Origin of the sequence: Aurantiacibacter marinus, from assembly GCF_001021555.1 — a bacterium.
Classification (GTDB): domain Bacteria; phylum Pseudomonadota; class Alphaproteobacteria; order Sphingomonadales; family Sphingomonadaceae; genus Alteraurantiacibacter; species Alteraurantiacibacter marinus.
In genome coordinates, this window is sequence record NZ_LDCP01000004.1 from 291,171 (window position 1) to 307,596 (window position 16,426).

Genomic DNA, 16,426 nt, shown 5'->3' on the forward strand with positions numbered 1-16,426 from the left:
TCAAGCGGCCAGCGTTATCTTCAACATCATCATTACCGATCCTGGGCGGACAGCCCGACATCCTGTGCGGTCACTCTTTCCAAGGAAAACAAGGCGCAACACACGTGCGATGCAGAAATGTTCTGGTATGATAACTCAGCGCCTACACCCTGGTATATTGCGGGCCCTCGTTAATTGCCTGTCATACAAGTTTTCGTGCATTTTGTCATAACTGAGTCAAATTTGCGCCCCATTGAAGGAGACCTTGAACAGGGTTTCCGACACGATGCACCGCGTCAGTATTTTCACTACCGATAGCCAGTCGACGACATTCGAGAATTTCGCCGTGAGCGAATTCGAATGCTGCTTCGCCTTGCTCACGCCCGAGGGGCCTACGCAGCTTGTTGAAGGCGATGTCTGGGCCTTTGTGGACTGGGTTATGGCTGATCTTTCGGGCCTTGAAATGGTACGCCGCCTCCGCGCTGATCCGCGCATGGCAAATGCCCACATCACAATGGTTCTGGAAGAAGATGATCCCGAGGATCGCCGCCGCGCACTGAAGGCAGGGGCAGACGATTACGCGATTGCGCCTCTGGACCGGCAAGGCATGCTCGACCGCGTTCTTGCTCTCCATCCCATCAATCGCGGGAAGTCGATGGACAGCCTGATCGAGCTGGGCGATCTGGTGATCAATTCCAGCAGCGAACTGGCGCGATGGAAGGGTGAAAAGATTACACTGCGGCCTAACGAGTTTCGCGTGCTTCGGTATTTCGCCCAAAATCCCGACACACTGTTCACGCGGCAGGACTTGATCGACGCGCTCGGCAAGGAAGGCGATCCGGAATATCTTCGCACTGTCGATGTGTGGATCAAGCGGCTGCGGTTTGCCCTGCACCAGATAGGCGCAAGGGATTTGCTGCGGACCGTTCACGGCAAAGGCTACGTCTTCGACAGGCCGCAAACCTGAGGCCTAAGCGGAAAGACGCGGTAAAATCCGCCAAACCGGATTAGAACGTGATGGAAAGCGATGCTGCCAGCGTCGTGCCGACATCATATGTATTGATCTCTGCCCGGTCGATGCCGTTGGTCTGGAATTCCTCGTTCCCGCGGCCAAAGATATTGCGCGCTTCCACTTTGATTTCCGCATCGGTCCCGAACAGATCAAGGCCCTGCCGGTAAACCAGATCGACGCGTAGCCCTGGATCTTCAAGAATATCGGGCAGTCCCGATGTGCCCCGGCTGGTCACCCGTTCCGTCGCGTAATTCAGCAGCAGGGTGAATTGTTGCAGCTGGTCAATGTCTTCAAGGCTCACCTGGAAGTTGGCGAGGTGATCGGATTGTCCCGTCAGCGGCACACCATCGATGAACAGATTGGTGGCGGGCGTTACGCCGCCGGGAAACAGCAGCGTGGTGTCCGCAGCATCAACGGCAATTTCCGATTCCGTCCAGGTATAGTTGGCAAAGATCGCCAGTTCCTTGCTTTCGAAAAAACCGCCGAGGTTCATCAGGTCCACAGTGTAGGCCAGATCAGCCTCGATCCCGAAAAGCGTCGCGCTCGGCGCATTGGCAAAGCTGGTCAGCTGGGCATTGTCGGAAAAGCTGGAGAACGCCTCGATCGGATTCTTGATATCTTTGTAGAAGCCGGCAACCGAAATGCGATCACCGCCGCCAAGGTAATGCTCGGCGCGAATTTCATAATTGGTCAGCTCGCTATCGATCAGAAGCGGGTTGCCGTTGAACTGGCGGTTCGTTTCCGGATCGTAATAGGTCTGGAAAATCAGTTCCCGGAATTGTGGCCGGGCGATCGTGCGTGATGCAGCAGCACGCAGCTGCACATCGTCCATCGGTTCAACGGTGATGGTAGCGGCTGGCAGCCAGTATTCGTTTTCCAGATTGGTTGTCGCGCCGGTCCCGGTCACAACATCGAACACTTGCGCAGCGTTCACCGTCTGCACGGCCTTTTCGTACCGGACGCCTGCGTCGATACTGACACCGAGCAGCGGCTCCCAATTGATCTTGCCATAGCCTGCCTGGACTTCCAGCGCGGCGTCGAATGCGGGATCGGACTGGGTCGATTCAATCAATCCGATGTCGTAAAATTCGATGATCGCATCGCCCAGAAGAAGGTCCGGCCGCAAATTGCCTACGCCATCGGGAAAGCTGGTCGGCGCATTGAACAGAAACTCACGCCGTTCGGAAAAGCGCTGCGTATCGGTGTAGGCATAGCCCGCCGTGACCGCGAAATTATCGAAAATCGAATAGCTCAGATCAATGCCACCCGACCACAGCTCTTCCTGAAGGTCGGAGAAGACAACGGATGCATCACCCGTCTGGCGGTCCAGCACGTTGATGAAGGAATCGCTGAACTCCCCGTTGGCGTTGTCGCGTACATAGGTGAATGTGTATTCGTAGGGCGCTTCCCGGTCGGTGCGGGCATATCCGCCGCGCAGATCGACGCCGAGACCGCCAAATTCCAATTCGGCCACAATCTGGCTGTCGATCAGCTGCCGTTCGTACCATCCGGTTTGCTGCTGCTGGATACTGTCGTCATCCTGAAAATCTTCGCCTTGCGAAAGGCGAGACAGCTTCAGAGTGTCACGGATGAAAAGGTTCGTGAAACGAAACTGATGATCACCGATTTCCAGCCCGATGCCCAGCATGGCGTTGGCCAGAATGCGGTTGTCTGTCACCAGATCGTTGAAATCACTGTCGAACGAAAAGTCGGCCAGCACCGATTGCGACGTGATGTCGCGCGTGCGCCACTTGTTGCTGATCGAACCGGTGAAGACAAAACCCAGCACGCCATCGCTGCCGACATCGACGGACGTGCCCCCGGTCAGGCTGGCCGACCAGTTCGCGGGCACATCGCCGATCTTCTGCAACAGGATAAGGTTGGGATTGCCCAGCTCAAACGCGACATCCGCCTGTGTAACCGGCGCACCGCCAAAATTCTGCGAGGAATCAAGCGGAATGTCGCTCATTTGCAGACCGCTGTCGAAATAGGTTTGCAGGGCAGGCGGAGCGTCGCGTGTCCCATCATCGAAACCAAACCAATCGTAGTCGGACCCATAATAGGAAAGACCGTTATGAAACGTGGTTTCGGTATTGCCGCTGATCCCGCCGCTGACCGTCAGGAAGCTTTCTTCAGGGATCGCGCGGGTCGTCAGATTGATCACACCGCCGCCAAATTCACCGGGGAAATTGGCGGAATATGTCTTCTGCACCAGGCTTGATGCGATCACATTGGTCGGGAAGATATCCAGCGGCACCACGCGGCTGAGCGGTTGCGGCGATGGCAGCGGCAGACCATTCAGCAGCGCCAGCGAGTACCGGTCACCAAGACCGCGCACGTAGACAAAGCCCTGGCCCTGAACAGAAAGTCCCGTCACGCGGCCCAGTGCGCCAGCGATATCACCTTCACCTGTGCGGGCGATCTGTTCCGCCGAAAGGACGCTGACAACCTGCGAGGAATTTTGCACCGGATCGCGGTTGATGCGGCCGGTGACAATGATCGAACCGCCCGGGATGGAGATATCCGGCTGATCGGCATAGTCGTCGGCCGGCTCTGGATCGGTGGCGATGTCGGGATCAGCATTCAAACCGCCCGCGTCCTGCGCCAAGGCTGCGCCCGGAACGGTCAAGGCTGTGGAGAGGAGCAGCAGTGCCGCCAGCTGGTTGCCAGTGGTCTTCATCGGGAAATCCCTTACGATACGAAACGGTTGCGGCGCCGGACGTTCAGCCCTTGGCGCGGGGAGAAACGGGGTGCGGCAGAACCAGTGGCCTTGCCGCGCCCCCTCTCATTGCCTCAATTGAAGACCGGGATGCTGGTGCACGCGCCGGTGTTGTTGCCAAAGCTCACCGCTGATGAATCGCAGGTCCAGCCCTGCGTCCAGTTGTTGGCAGGGCTGACTGCACCGATGAAAGTGTTGGCTTCGAAAAAGCTGCCCAGCGACGTCACATTGAAGATGGTGCCAAAATTGGTCTCGTTGGTGCCGCCAAGGTAGCCGCTCACCAGAGTGTTGAGGTAGGCCTTGTTGTTACCGGCGCCGGCATCAACAAACCCCTCTGCCTGCGCCAGCGTCACCCCGTCACTGCCATTGCGGAAGTTGGTCGCGCATTGGAAGGCAACCGAATTGAAGCGCGGCCCGCCAACATCATCAAGCCCGGCATTCGCCGCTCGGATTGTTTCCTGACCGTCAATCCGCAGGCAAGGCGTGCCGCCGGTAGAAGCATCCCAGACGAGCGTATTATAGAGGCCGTAATCGGCCCCGCCGCGAATACGCACAACCTGATCACCGGTGCGGCGCTGAATGAACGTCGCGTTCGCAATGGTCGTGTTCTGGCGCGGGGTTTGATCCTCCAGCCCATTGGATGAATCAGCCTCGATAATCGCATCGCCAACACCGTTACGCTGAGCGGCGATCACGAACTGCATATTGGCCTTCACGCCCGTATCAGTATCAATGGAATCGTCTTCCGCACCGGCAACGATCAGGCGTTTGATATTCACGACGCCGCCAAAGAATTCCACCCCGTCGTCCGAAGAGTTTACCGACTGGATATCGCTCAGGATCGTGCCCGAACCGATCCCGCCAGTGGTCAGCGACTGCAGTTCATTGTCGCCCGAAAGCACAAAACCGGAATAGCGAATTTGCACGAAACGCATCGTGCCAGAGCTGTCGGTGTTGGTTGCGCCGCCAAAGAAGGAGGGGGAGACAGCGCCTTCAACCTGGCGTTCACACCCGACCGTGCCAGGGGTGGCGCCCGGGGCGACGCAATCCGTCACCTGCGCACGGCCTGAAAGCACGATACCGCCCCATTGGCCGGACGAATCATTGCTGTTCAAGCCCAGAATATTGTCGCGGCTGGTGAAAACGATTGGCTGGCTCTGCGTGCCAACAGCGTTGATGGCGTTGCCGCGCGTCACGTTGAGGAAGGATGAGCCGCTGGCGTAAACGATCACGCCGGGTTCAATGGTCAGCGTGACGTTGGTGTCGCTGCGACCGTCAGACGCATCAGGAGCTGCGCCGCCGTCGGTGCCGACATTCACTTCGCCCGGCAGACGGTAAAGCAAGCCCGGGATTTGCGGCAAAGTGGAAGAGGTGTTGAAGCGCAGCGGTGTTGCACACACCCGCCATTGGCCCTCGGGACCAGTTATCGTTCCCTCATCCGTTAGCCCTTGCGCATCGGAGATCGTCGGGCACCCATTGGCAGGCGTAACCATCGCGGAAGTCGGCGTGGGTGTCGGCGCAGGCGTTGCGGGCGGATTGTTGATTGTAATGTTGCCGCCCGTACCAGGTGACGCAATTTCGTCAGGTCCGCATGCGGCGAGCGCCAGGATTGAACTACCAAGAATAAATGAACGGGAAAGTTTGGTCACGGCGGTCAGCCCCTCAAGTTACAAGGAAACTCAAAAAAGCGAGTTTCGGTTACGCAAGTTGGGCACTAGGCGCTGAGCGTGACACTTTGTTTGCGTCTGTGTGACTCCTGTGTGAATTCGGGCAATCTCTTCACAAATATATGATTATAAGCAGTTTTATTTATCCAATGCGCCGAACATCAGGGCGCGAACTTTAAATATTTCATATTTATGACAATGTTACAGTTTTGTTGCAGTTTCGTATTTTCTGATCCATGTTTTACCCAACAACAGGAGAGAGAATCATGATTGCTACACTGGCTCTCGCGCCGCTTTTCCTCGCTCAAGCGGTCACCGGACACATGGTCGAGCAGGAATATGAAACTGTCGATGTCGCTTATGAAGAGCTGTCGGAGGGCGATGCTGAGGCAGCTGTCGTGCAGCTTGAAGCGGAACTGGCTGAACACGGTGGCCATCCGGCCCTATTCATCAATCTTGGCAGCGCGTATGCGCGGCTGGGAAATGTGGATCGTGCGGAATTTTACTATCGCGCCGCTCAGGACTGCGATGAAGAATATCAGATGGAACTTGCCGACGGGCGCTGGATGGACTCGCGCGATGTCGCGCGACTTGCACTCGCTACCGTCGAGCTGGAAGCTCTCGCAGTTCGCTAGTCTCCGCCAAGCCACGCCGCAGCTCGGGGGTCGTGGCCAGGTGTTCAGTCTGGAACAAGATTACATCCTTCGCAGTGGCGTGCGTTTGCTGCGGGAAGGTGTCGCTGGAGCGGGTGAAGGGAATCGAACCCTCGTCGTCAGCTTGGGAAGCTGCTGCTCTACCATTGAGCTACACCCGCATTCCAATCGATTAGCATACCATAAAGTCATCTTCACGTGGCTTTTGGCATCTAAGCGCAAGACGCGCCCCTTTGAAGCGTTGCCCCGATACGGTCAACGGGATTTGCTGCGCGGCATTCGGCAATGCAAAGTCCCGGCCATATGCGTCCCCTGTGAATTTCGTCACTGATCCGGCGCGGGTCGCGGGATAACGGTGATTTCTAGCCGAGTATCCGGATCAAGATACTGAAGCGCAGTCTGTCGCACATCCTCTGCGTTAAGGCCTTCGAGAGCCTCGGCCATGCGCATGAAGCGATCTATCCGGTCCGATTGCGTTTGCGCCCTGTCTACAAGCCCCATCCAGCCGCCGTTGGTGTCCAAAGCATTATCATAAGATTCCATCATCGGCCTGCGTGCCCGGACGAGCATATCGTCCGTAACGCCGTCATCACGAATAGAGGCGAGCGTTGCCAATATCGCCGAGCGGGTTTCCGCAATATCGCCGGTTTCGATCTGGGCGGTAACTCTGAACACGCCGTAACCGGGATAGACCGCGCTTTGGCTCGACTGAACCGAAGGCGAATAGGTCTGGCCCAGTTCTTCCCGCAGGGTATCGGTCAACTGAAGCCGGACGATACGGCCCAGCAAAGAAAGCCTGGTGGATTCAATCAAATCGCCGCGATCGTCGCGCGTTGGCCAGCGCATGGTAAGCAGTGCCTGATCCGCTTCCCCGTCGTGATACAGCGTCCGGGCAGAACGGTCCGCAGTGAAAGACCGCACTCTTTCCTCTTCATAAGGACGAAATTCGCTTTCCCGGTCGGGCAAAGTCCCGAGGGTGGCTGCAACCAGATCAATCGCTTGGTCTTCGTCAATATCGCCAACAATGGCAATTTCCATCGCCCCGTTGCGCCAGCGTTCGATCATGTCTTCGCGCAACTTGGCAAAGCTAAGTTCGGCAAAGGCTTCCCTCGGCGAGAGCGAAAACCGCGGATCATTGTCTGACTCGATAGCCCCGATTTGCGCGCCGAGGCTGGAGGATGGTGTGGCGGAAAGCCGCGCGAAATAGTTATCGATCCCGCGCTGGTATTGCTCTTCTCCTGTCGGCCTGAATCCGGGGTCAGCGATCGCGGCGGTCATAAGTTGCAATTGCAGTTCAAGATCGTCCGGCGTCGTCACGTTGGAGACAAAGAACGTTTCCGCTGCCGAACCCATTCGCAATGCTGCACGGCGACCGGCCAGGGCCGTTTGCAATTCGTCCAGGGTATGCGCGCCCAATCCGCCGCTGAGAAGGTTGGAGAACATCGCGGTGGCAAGCGGATTGTCGCGGGTATCCAGCATATCGCCGCCATCGATATTGATCAGTACGGCAACGCTGTCCTCGTCCAGATCGGTGCGCTTCAGATTCAGCATTGCTCCGTTTGCAAAACGGACTTCGCGAATGCCCAGCCGTTCGTCGACCACATCCGCAACCACTTCACCCGGTGCACCAAAATCGGTGTATGCAAAGGGAGCCGCCTCGACAATATCGCCAGCGATGATCCGGCTTGTCTGGCTGGTTTCCCATGCGCTGCGAATTTCGGTCTCCCCGCCATCCGGAGCAGTGCGGCCGACGAAGCGTATGAGTGGATCATTGAGCGGGACAAGATGCGCAGCGAGAGCTGCCATGACCGAAACGGGATTCAAATCCGGCGCCACCGCTTCGAAAAATGCCAGGCCGGCCTCCGGTGTGATCGGCACACGATCATTGCGCAAAAGCCCTAGCGCGGTGGAAACAAAAGCAGCGTTGGACCGGGTCGCAGCCCCGTCCACGCTGTTTTCGAAAGCGGTCCGGGCATTGGCAAGCTGTTCGTCAATTTCACCCTGCGTAAAGCCGAACTCCAACGCCCGCCGATATTCCTGTTGCGCCGCTGCAAGTGCCTGGGACCATTGTCCGTCCGCTGCCTGAACCGAAAGCGTAGTTGTGCGCCCTTCGCGAAAAAACTCTGAAGTGCCGAGCCGCGCGCCGCGAAACGGGGGGTCTTCCTGCCGCGAGATGCGCTGCAGGCGCCGGCTGACAATGGCATATCCGATCTGCCGCATAAGGCTGTCGCGCCGACTGGCAAAAGTATCAGGTTCATCCAGCCAATCTCCGTGGCGTGATACGTCCACTCTTTCGGAAAGCGCAGGATCAAGGAAAATCCGGCTCTGTCCGGAAAGTGCAGTATCTACAGGTCCAAATGTTGGCGGATCCAGCCGCGGCGGCCCTTCAAAGTCGTCAAACCATTCTTGGATGGCGGCTTCCATGACATCTGCGGCAAAATCACCCACGATAACCAGTGCCATGTTTTCAGGCCGATAATGTCGCTGGTACAAGGCGCGTAGCGCGTCGCCATCTGCCGCTTGCAGCGTTTCAGTCAACCCGATCGGCATACGGTTGGAAACAGCTGATCCAGGATAAAGGAAGCTGAGATTATCGACGGTCGATTGCAGCTGGTAGGTATCGCGAACCCGCCTTTCCGACAGGATAACGCCCTTCTCCCTTTCCACCGCCTCGTCATCGAAAATCAGATTGCCAGCCGTTTCGCGCATCAACATCAGCGCAGTATCGAGGAGTTCCAGGTCGTTGCGCGGCAGGTCCAGCTTATACAGCGTGGTATCGAAACCAGTCGAGGCGTTGGTATCTGCGCCGAAGGCAAGGCCTTCACGCTCCAACAGCCGGATCATTTCGCCTTCGGGAATATTGGTGGAGCCGTTGAACGCCATGTGTTCTATGAAATGGGCGTAACCGCGTTCGTCCTCACCTTCCGCCGCGCTGCCGAAATCCACCCACAATCGCACCGAAGCGCGTTCGGGAGGAGTGGCATTGGACCTTACAATGTAACGCAGGCCATTGCCCAGCATGCCGACCCGGTAATCGGTATCGAAGGGCAAGTCGCTGTCGGCGAGTTCCGGAAACGATGCCAGCACATCAGCCGGAACCGTATGTTCGGCCTGGCCTGCAAGAATTGCGCTGCGCACTTCCTGCGGAAAAGCTGTGTTCGGAAGGAACGGCGTTACGGCGATTGCGGCGAGCAATGCCACTTTGAATGTCACAGGCATGGCGTGACATTCGCCCAGAATGGCCGATTAATCAAGCGCATGCATGGAATAGTCGAAGGCCGAACGCGCGAAGGGATCGCTGGTCCGGGCGGGCCGGTCAGGCAGGATGGTCAGGCAGGCCGCTTGTTCTGCAGGCTGGTGCGTTTGCACGATGCAACCAGCGTACCAGCCTGATTATAGGCGCGGTGGGCGAAAGTGATTATCCCTTGCGAAGGGCGGCTTTTGCTTTCGCGCAGGTCCATCACTTCTGTTTCGATCCGCAGGGTGTCGCCAACAAAAACCGGCGCAGGGAAGCGCACTTCATCCCAGCCCAGATTGGCTGCCGCGGTCCCTTGAGTGGTGTCATTTACGCTGATCCCCACCATCAGGCTGAGAGTAAAGCAGGAATTCACCAGCACGCGGCCATACTCTGTGCCTTTCATATATTCGGCATCGAGGTGCAGCGCGGCAGGATTGTGCGTCATGGTGGTCATCAGCACATTGTCCGTTTCCGTCACCGTGCGGCGCAGCGGGTGATCGAACACCTGGCCCACGCTGAATTCCTCATACCAAAGTCCTGCCATCACGCTCTCCTGCCCGCACCCGTATCAGTGCCCCTCTTAGCGCCCGCCTCCTAGCGCGGCTGACAGCGGGACGCTAGGATGCGCGCTCTTTTCGGAGAATTTCCATGCGTTACGCTCTGCTGACATCCATCGGATCACTTGCCCTTGCCGGATGCGTTGCCACAACGCAGCCGGCGCTTGGCGAGAGGCCGGTCCGCGAGGCTGACCGCCAGTGCGATGCATCTGGTGTGCAGGATTTTATCGGGCGCAGCGCGACCGCTCAGGCAGGCGCGCAACTGCTTGCCGCGACCGGCTCTGCCACCCTACGATGGGGGCCGCCGCGTTCCGCCATGACAATGGATTACCGTACGGACCGCGTGACAATTGCCTATGATGACGATTTGGTAATCAGGCGCATAGTATGCGGGTGACCGTAATGCGCGTTACGGGAATTGTGCAATGACCAGACTTAGTACGAAATACATTTCAACCTTGCCGGTCCTGCTGGTTCTGGCTGGTTGCGGAAACGATCTTGAAAGCCGCAATGCTGCGCTCGGCTTTGAGGATGACGGGACAAGCGACATCGTGTTTACGCGTCAGACACCTCGCGGCAGCGGCAGTGCACGGCAGATCGACGGCCTCGGCAACGTGGATCAGGTGTCCGATGATTTCGCCATCATGGATGGGCCTGAAGCTGGCCCCGAAACTGCCGGTGTAGAGGGTGATGACGATGATGGGCCCACCATCATCGATGCCTCTCCTGATGACTTGCGCGATCTGGCCCAGGGCTTCGCGCCGGATCCTGTCGACGATGCTTCCGGCATCGATCCCAGCCCCATACTGTCTGACCCTGTAGGCGACTAGCAGGAAGCCCGCAAAACTGGCTGCAATAGTTGCACCTGCTGGCATCTCCTGACATGGGAACGCGCAGGAGAGTTACCCGATGACAGGACAATTTCAGCTTAACGAAGAACAGCTCGCCATTCAGGAAATGGCGCAGCGTTTTACGGCCGACAACATCACCCCGCACGCGGCGGAGTGGGACGAAAAGCACCACTTCCCCAAAGACGTGATCAAAAGCACGGCAGAGCTGGGCTTTGGCGCAATCTACGTGTCGGAAGAAAGCGGCGGCATCGGCCTTGGCCGGCTGGAAGCGGCGCTGATCATGGAAGCCATGGCCTATGGCTGCCCCACGACCAGTGCGTTCATCTCGATCCACAATATGTCGGCATGGATGATCGACACTTTTGGCGGAGACGAGGTGAAGGCCAAGTATCTCGATGACCTGATCTCGATGGAAAAGCTGGCCAGCTATTGCCTGACGGAACCGGGCAGCGGATCTGACGCGGCGGCGCTGAAAACCCATGCCAAGCTGGACGGCGACCACTACATCGTGAACGGTACAAAGCAGTTCATTTCGGGCGGCGGCGTGAATGATGTCTATGTCGTGATGCTGCGCACGGGCGAGCATAAGACCAAGGGCATCACTTGCCTTGTGGTCGATAAGGACACGCCGGGCGTCAGCTTCGGCGCGCCGGAAAAGAAGCTCGGCTGGAATGCCAGCCCCACTGCGCAGGTCATCTTCGAAGACGCGCGCGTGCCGGTTGCCAACCGTGTTGGCGCAGAGGGCGAAGGCTTTCGCTTTGCCATGGCCGGGCTCGACGGCGGACGGCTGAATATCGGCGCATGTTCGCTGGGCGGAGCACAGCGGTGCCTTGATGAAGCGATTGCCTATTCCAAGGACCGCCAGCAGTTCGACACGCCGATTGCCGATTTCCAGAACACGCAGTTCATGCTGGCCGATATGGCGACGGAATTGGAGGCCGCCCGCGCGCTGCTTTATCTCGCCGCCGCCAAGGTGACTGACGGCGCGCCGGACAAAACCCGCTTTTCCGCCATGGCGAAGCGGCTGGCGACGGACAGCGGATCGAACGTGGTCAATAATGCGCTGCAGATATTCGGCGGATATGGCTATCTTCGCGACTATCCGATTGAACGATTCTGGCGCGATTTACGCGTGCACTCGATCCTTGAAGGGACAAACCAGGTCATGCGAATGATCGTGGGAAGGGACCTGCTGCGCCAATGACCGAAGAACTGAACATCCACACCCACGGCAAGGTTGGCCATCTCTCGCTCAAGCGGCCAAAGGCTCTGCATGCGCTGACGCAGGGCATGTGCGAAGCCATGGCGGATGCGCTACTGGCATGGCGTGATGATGATGCGATAGAGGCAGTCATTCTTGATCATGCCGAGGGGCGCGGGTTCTGTGCTGGCGGAGATGTGCAATTGGTGCGGAATTCCGCGCTGGAAGATGGCGGCACAGCGGGCCGCGCGTTCTTCCATGCAGAATACCGCCTGAACCACCTGATGTTCACTTATACCAAGCCGATCATCGCCTTCATGGACGGTGTGACAATGGGCGGCGGTGTCGGTATTTCGCAGCCATGCGGCCTGCGCGTTGCGACCGAAAACACGATGTTTGCCATGCCCGAAGGCAGCATCGGTCTGTTTCCCGATGTTGGCGCGGGCTGGTATCTGCCGCGCCTGCCCGGTGCCACCGGCAAGTTTCTCGCACTCACTGCTGCGCGCTTGAGCGGTGCGGAATGCCTGTGGGCTGGCCTTGCGACGCATTACCTTGAAGCCGAGCATCTGGCTGCGGCCAAGGCACGCATTGTGGCCGGTGAAGCGCCTGCCGCGGTGCTGGATGATATGTCTGCGGCGCCTCCCGAGGCACGTCTTGCAGGGAATGCACCAAAGATCGACGCGATATTCGGCCATGACACGCTGGAAGGTATTCTTGCCGCGCTGGAGGCTGACGACAGCGAATGGGCAGCGAAGGAATTGAAGGCGGTGCAGGCCAAGTGTCCCGCAACGTCCAAGGTCGCTCTGCGGCAATTTGCAGAGAATGCGCAGTGCGCCGATTTCGCCGCGAACATGGTTATGGAATACCGCATCGCCAGCCGGATGATGCTGCGTCATGATTTCATCGAAGGCGTGCGCGCCGTGCTGGTGGACAAGGATGGCAAGCCGCAGTGGAACCCGGCGACACCTGAGGGCGTAACCGATGCCATGCTGGACGAAATCTTTGCGCCTCTGGCTGACAGTGAAGAGTGGACGCCCTTCGCTCAGCTGGCCTCAAACGCCTAGCACATCAAGTTCAGCCAGGACTGCGCCGCGATAGGAATGTCCGAACAGGCGCAGATGCACCAGCAGCGGCCACAGGCGGTAAACGGGCTGACGGCTACGCCACCCCGCGTCCAGTTCCAGCGCGGCAAAGAAACTTGCCGGCGGGTGATCGAACAAGGTCAGCATGGCGGCATCCACTTCGCGGTGGCCCACATAGGATGCAGGATCGATCAGCGCGGCCAAACGCCCTTGATGGAACAGCACGTTTCCGCCCCACAAATCGCCGTGCAGCAAAGCTGGCGGCGGGCTTTCCGGGAGCAGTTCGGGCAGGCGCTTGGCGAGGTCTTCCAGCCGCCGGGTCAAGCTGCCATCTACCTTCTCGCCGTGGCACAGCAGCCGGTTTTGCGCCCAGAAATCCGGCCAATTGTCGCTTTGCGCATTGGGAATAACGACCGGGCCAAAGGCATAATCATCATACCAGCCATAAGGCGCATCGCGCGGCTTGTACAGCAAATGCAAGGCTTTACACAGGCTTTCCCAACCCTTCGCTCCGTCCGCCTCGACATAATCCATGAGAAGCAGCTGGTTTTCACTGTAGTGGACCGTGGGTGCAGGCGCACCGGTTTGGGAAATGGCGCGCAGCATCCCCGCCTCATGCAACACAAGCGCACCTTCCTTCGCGACCCATTGCCGTCCGTCTGCGAATTCGACCAACGCAGCGCCGCCAAGATCGCCGCCCGCCAGCTTCCGCCCGCCTGTTACCGGGCTGCCCGATATCCCCTCAATCCGGTTGGCCCAAGTCATTCGGGCCGTCTCATCGGGATAGGCGCGCGATCAAGGCATCTGCCGCCGCGCTGACATCGCGCCAGGTCACGGCAAAGCCGCTTTCGTCGCCATAGTAGGGATCGGCCACTGCCTGCCCTTCGCGCCCCGGCACCATATCAAGCAGCAGTGCAAGTTCGGCAGTCGCATCTGTTGGGGCCAGCTGCCGGAGATCAGCAAGGTTCTGCGCATCCAGCGCAAAAATATGGGTAAAGCGGGTGAAGTCTGCCACATCCACTTGCCGCGCCTGCAAGCCGGAAATGTCCACGCCCTTGCCGCGCGCAGTCGCGATGGCGCGGCTGTCTGGAGGATTGCCGACATGCCAAGCGCCAGTCCCGGCGCTGTCTATATGCATGTCCAATCCGGCGTCCTTCGCCGCAACCCGCATGGCACCTTCAGCCAGCGGCGAACGGCATATATTGCCAAGACAGACGAACAATAGCGCGGGTTTGCTGGTCATGCGGTCCCCCTTAAGCAGTCCAAGGCCCGGTGATCGCCAGTGTCATGGTGGGCGAATAGATATTCAGGAACATGGTGCGCCCATCGGGTGAAAAGCAAGCCCCTGCCGGTTCGGTCTGAAGGCGGATGCGGCCAAAGGCGTAGGCTTCGCCAGCTGGTGTGATGCCGCGCAAGTAATTATCGACCATATCGCCATGCTGGTCTTCGCATACGATCAGATCGCCAAATGGCGCAACGCAAAGATTGTCGCCAAAACTATATTCGTCGGAACCGGGGCTTTCGTAGAACAGGTCGATCGCGGTCGGCCCATTGGCACCCGGACGCAGGCGGAAAATCTGACCCTGCTCTGCCGCGCCGCCGCTGGTGGCAGTGAAAAACATTTCGCCTTCGCCCATCCAAAGGCCTTCGCCGCGCGCGAAGGTCGCCGCCCCCATTGCTGCACCGCGCGTGCGCAGATCGTCTTCCGGTGCCTCGATGTTGTCCAGCATGATCCATGTCCCGGCGAAGGGCTGGCCTAAAGGCATGAATGTTCCGCCGCGGTTGCTGGTATTGGCAATCCCGTCAATCACCAGCGCCTGCAAAGTTCCGCCTTGCGCCAGATCGCCCGGCACATCGGGGATGAACCGGTATAGCAGCGAGTCGCCGCGATCTTCGGTCATATAGACGATGCCGCTAGCCGGATCGACGCAGGCTGCTTCGTGATTGAAGCGGCCCATAGCGCGCAGAGGGACCGGATCGACAAGGCCGCCAGCATTGGCGGGAACTTCGAACACATAGCCATGATCCTGGTTGATCCGGCCATCAGCCCTGGCGGTATTCTCTTCACAAGACAGCCAGCTGTTCCAGGGTGTGATGCCGCCTGCGCAATTGCGGATCGTGCCGGCGAGGCTGCGATATTCAGCCGTCCGCTCAAGAGTGGCGGCGTCGATTTCTATGGTGGTCGTCCCGCCGGGCAGCGGGATCAGGCTGCGCGCAATCGTATCATAGGCAGGCATGCTCACGCCGCCGCCATCATGGTTTGGCGAAAGTTCGTGATTGCGGACCAGCGCCAGTCTACCATTACCAAGATCAAAGCAGCCCATGCCATCCGCCCGGTCGGGAACGGTAAAACCGTCGCTCATCGTATCTCCCAACCGCGAAATCACACGGTAGGAAAAGCCCTGGGGCAAATCCAGCACGCCCGCCGGATCAGCGTGCAACGGGCCGAAATGGTTCGCGCTGGACGCTGCAAGAGCGGCGGAAGTCGTGGTGCAGCCTGCGGCCAGCAGCCCACCAAAGGCTGTTCCTGTAAGGGCAAAAAACTTGCGGCGACTGGTGTGCATCTGTGCGGCGCTTGCGAACTGAAAACTATAGTGCATTCAATGCTCTATAGCGCAAATTGCGTCACGCGTATTACTGGTCTTCGGAAATACAGAAAGTGCGCCGTGTTACCGCGCCAGCCATCCGCCATCGACGGCAAGGATATGGCCCTGCACATAATCTGCTGCGCTACTGGCAAGGAACACTGCTGCGCCGCCAATATCTGCCGGATCGCCCCAGCGCCCTTCCGGAATACGCTCCAGGATCTGGCGGTTGCGGTTTTCGTCTGCCTGCAAGGCGGTTGTATTGTTGGTCGCGATATAGCCCGGAGCAATCGCGTTCGCATTGATGCCCTTGGTCGCCCACTCATTCGCCATCAGCTTTGTCAGACCGCCCACGCCGCTTTTGCTGGCGGTGTAGCTGGGCACCCGAATGCCGCCCTGGAAGGTCAGCATGGAGGCGATGTTGATGATTTTCCCGCGCGGCCCGTCCTGGCTCGCCCAGCCCACCATGTGGCGGGCCACAGCCTGGCTGAGGAAGAACAGCACTTTCAAGTTCACATCCATCACCGCATCCCAATCCTCTTCCGAGAAATCGAGCGCATCTTCGCGGCGGATGATGCCGGCATTGTTCACAAGGATATCGACCTTGCCAAAGGTCTCTACCGCCTCGTCCACAATGCGCTGGCACGGTTCGATAGAGGAAAGATCGGCCATGATGACATGCGCGCGCACGCCCTCTGCCTCTACCATTTGCCGCGTTTCTGCCGGATCACGCCGTGCCGTCAGCACAATATCTGCACCGGCTTTGGCCAGCGCCACGGCGATACCCTGCCCGATGCCGGTGTTGGCACCGGTCACAAGCGCTACCTTGCCCGAAAGATCGAAAACACTGGCCGACATGAACTATCCTCTTGTGATTGGAAT

At 58.6% G+C, this 16,426-nt stretch carries 14 protein-coding genes and 1 tRNA gene; 6 read left to right on the top strand and 9 right to left on the bottom strand.

The genetic code is table 11. From position 1 onward, the window contains the following. The first annotated feature begins 244 nt into the window (after positions 1-244). Positions 245-946, top strand: a complete 702-nt coding sequence (locus AB731_RS13430) for a response regulator transcription factor (protein ID WP_231638952.1) — start codon at positions 245-247, stop codon at positions 944-946. A 40-nt stretch (positions 947-986) separates the two neighbouring features. Here the strand turns inward: AB731_RS13430 and AB731_RS13435 are convergent, their stop codons facing one another. After that, complete coding sequence (locus tag AB731_RS13435; protein ID WP_047094515.1) at positions 987-3,671, bottom strand: TonB-dependent receptor domain-containing protein; 2,685 nt, start codon at positions 3,669-3,671, stop codon at positions 987-989. Between the two features lie 113 nt (positions 3,672-3,784). Further along, positions 3,785-5,359: a hypothetical protein gene (locus AB731_RS13440; protein ID WP_047094516.1), complete on the bottom strand. Its 1,575-nt coding sequence runs from the start codon at positions 5,357-5,359 to the stop codon at positions 3,785-3,787. Positions 5,360-5,643: 284 nt separating this feature from the next. Between AB731_RS13440 and AB731_RS13445 the strand changes: the two genes are divergently transcribed. Next, positions 5,644-6,012 carry a hypothetical protein gene (locus AB731_RS13445; RefSeq protein ID WP_047094517.1) on the top strand — a complete coding sequence of 123 codons (369 nt, stop codon included), beginning with the start codon at positions 5,644-5,646 and terminating at the stop codon, positions 6,010-6,012. A gap of 105 nt (positions 6,013-6,117) precedes the next feature. On the opposite strand, the gene AB731_RS13450 is transcribed toward AB731_RS13445, so the two are convergent. The 3 genes from AB731_RS13450 to AB731_RS13460 form a co-directional block, all read right to left on the bottom strand. Then, a tRNA-Gly gene (locus AB731_RS13450) sits at positions 6,118-6,191 on the bottom strand. A 163-nt stretch (positions 6,192-6,354) separates the two neighbouring features. Next, positions 6,355-9,249, bottom strand: a complete 2,895-nt coding sequence (locus AB731_RS13455; RefSeq protein WP_082126498.1) for a M16 family metallopeptidase — start codon at positions 9,247-9,249, stop codon at positions 6,355-6,357. Positions 9,250-9,359: 110 nt separating this feature from the next. Next, complete coding sequence (locus tag AB731_RS13460; protein ID WP_047094518.1) at positions 9,360-9,812, bottom strand: MaoC family dehydratase; 453 nt, start codon at positions 9,810-9,812, stop codon at positions 9,360-9,362. A gap of 104 nt (positions 9,813-9,916) precedes the next feature. Between AB731_RS13460 and AB731_RS13465 the strand changes: the two genes are divergently transcribed. The 4 genes from AB731_RS13465 to AB731_RS13480 all read left to right on the top strand — a co-directional run bounded on the left by AB731_RS13465 (position 9,917) and on the right by AB731_RS13480 (position 12,941). Beyond that, the gene (locus AB731_RS13465) at positions 9,917-10,222 is read left to right on the top strand and encodes an I78 family peptidase inhibitor (RefSeq protein ID WP_047094519.1); all 306 of its coding nucleotides are present in this window, start codon (positions 9,917-9,919) and stop codon (positions 10,220-10,222) included. A 28-nt stretch (positions 10,223-10,250) separates the two neighbouring features. Continuing rightward, a complete protein-coding gene (locus AB731_RS13470; RefSeq protein WP_156167473.1) occupies positions 10,251-10,655 on the top strand; it encodes a hypothetical protein in 405 nt (134 codons plus the stop codon). A gap of 79 nt (positions 10,656-10,734) precedes the next feature. After that, positions 10,735-11,880 (top strand): acyl-CoA dehydrogenase family protein, encoded by a 1,146-nt coding sequence (locus AB731_RS13475; protein WP_047094521.1) that lies wholly within the window; start codon positions 10,735-10,737, stop codon positions 11,878-11,880. Then, complete coding sequence (locus tag AB731_RS13480) at positions 11,877-12,941, top strand: enoyl-CoA hydratase/isomerase family protein (RefSeq protein WP_047094522.1); 1,065 nt, start codon at positions 11,877-11,879, stop codon at positions 12,939-12,941. Before AB731_RS13475 ends, AB731_RS13480 begins: the two co-directional genes overlap by 4 nt. On the opposite strand, the gene AB731_RS13485 is transcribed toward AB731_RS13480, so the two are convergent. The 4 genes from AB731_RS13485 to kduD form a co-directional block, all read right to left on the bottom strand. Beyond that, positions 12,930-13,724, bottom strand: coding sequence for a fructosamine kinase family protein (locus AB731_RS13485; RefSeq protein ID WP_047094523.1), 795 nt, complete (start codon positions 13,722-13,724; stop codon positions 12,930-12,932). The genes AB731_RS13480 and AB731_RS13485 overlap by 12 nt on opposite strands. A 10-nt stretch (positions 13,725-13,734) precedes the next feature. Beyond that, complete coding sequence (locus tag AB731_RS13490; RefSeq protein WP_047094524.1) at positions 13,735-14,202, bottom strand: low molecular weight protein-tyrosine-phosphatase; 468 nt, start codon at positions 14,200-14,202, stop codon at positions 13,735-13,737. Between the two features lie 10 nt (positions 14,203-14,212). After that, a complete protein-coding gene (locus AB731_RS13495) occupies positions 14,213-15,559 on the bottom strand; it encodes an alkaline phosphatase PhoX (RefSeq protein ID WP_197076233.1) in 1,347 nt (448 codons plus the stop codon). A 69-nt stretch (positions 15,560-15,628) separates the two neighbouring features. Continuing rightward, on the bottom strand, positions 15,629-16,402 hold the full coding sequence (gene kduD, locus AB731_RS13500; RefSeq protein WP_047094627.1) for a 2-dehydro-3-deoxy-D-gluconate 5-dehydrogenase KduD: 774 nt from the start codon (positions 16,400-16,402) through the stop codon (positions 15,629-15,631). Positions 16,403-16,426: the final 24 nt, after the last annotated feature.

Bases quoted from the DNA above. Each gene is read 5' to 3' on its own strand.
- AB731_RS13480 (WP_047094522.1), top strand. From the start codon at position 11,877: ATGACCGAAGAACTGAACATCCACACCCACGGCAAGGTTGGCCATCTC.
- AB731_RS13475 (WP_047094521.1), top strand. From the start codon at position 10,735: ATGACAGGACAATTTCAGCTTAACGAAGAACAGCTCGCCATTCAGGAA.
- AB731_RS13445 (WP_047094517.1), top strand. From the start codon at position 5,644: ATGATTGCTACACTGGCTCTCGCGCCGCTTTTCCTCGCTCAAGCGGTC.
- kduD (WP_047094627.1), bottom strand. From the start codon at position 16,402: ATGTCGGCCAGTGTTTTCGATCTTTCGGGCAAGGTAGCGCTTGTGACC.
- AB731_RS13490 (WP_047094524.1), bottom strand. From the start codon at position 14,202: ATGACCAGCAAACCCGCGCTATTGTTCGTCTGTCTTGGCAATATATGC.
- AB731_RS13485 (WP_047094523.1), bottom strand. From the start codon at position 13,724: ATGACTTGGGCCAACCGGATTGAGGGGATATCGGGCAGCCCGGTAACA.
- AB731_RS13465 (WP_047094519.1), top strand. From the start codon at position 9,917: ATGCGTTACGCTCTGCTGACATCCATCGGATCACTTGCCCTTGCCGGA.
- AB731_RS13455 (WP_082126498.1), bottom strand. From the start codon at position 9,249: ATGCCTGTGACATTCAAAGTGGCATTGCTCGCCGCAATCGCCGTAACG.
- AB731_RS13435 (WP_047094515.1), bottom strand. From the start codon at position 3,671: ATGAAGACCACTGGCAACCAGCTGGCGGCACTGCTGCTCCTCTCCACA.
- AB731_RS13470 (WP_156167473.1), top strand. From the start codon at position 10,251: ATGACCAGACTTAGTACGAAATACATTTCAACCTTGCCGGTCCTGCTG.
- AB731_RS13460 (WP_047094518.1), bottom strand. From the start codon at position 9,812: ATGGCAGGACTTTGGTATGAGGAATTCAGCGTGGGCCAGGTGTTCGAT.
- AB731_RS13495 (WP_197076233.1), bottom strand. From the start codon at position 15,559: ATGCACTATAGTTTTCAGTTCGCAAGCGCCGCACAGATGCACACCAGT.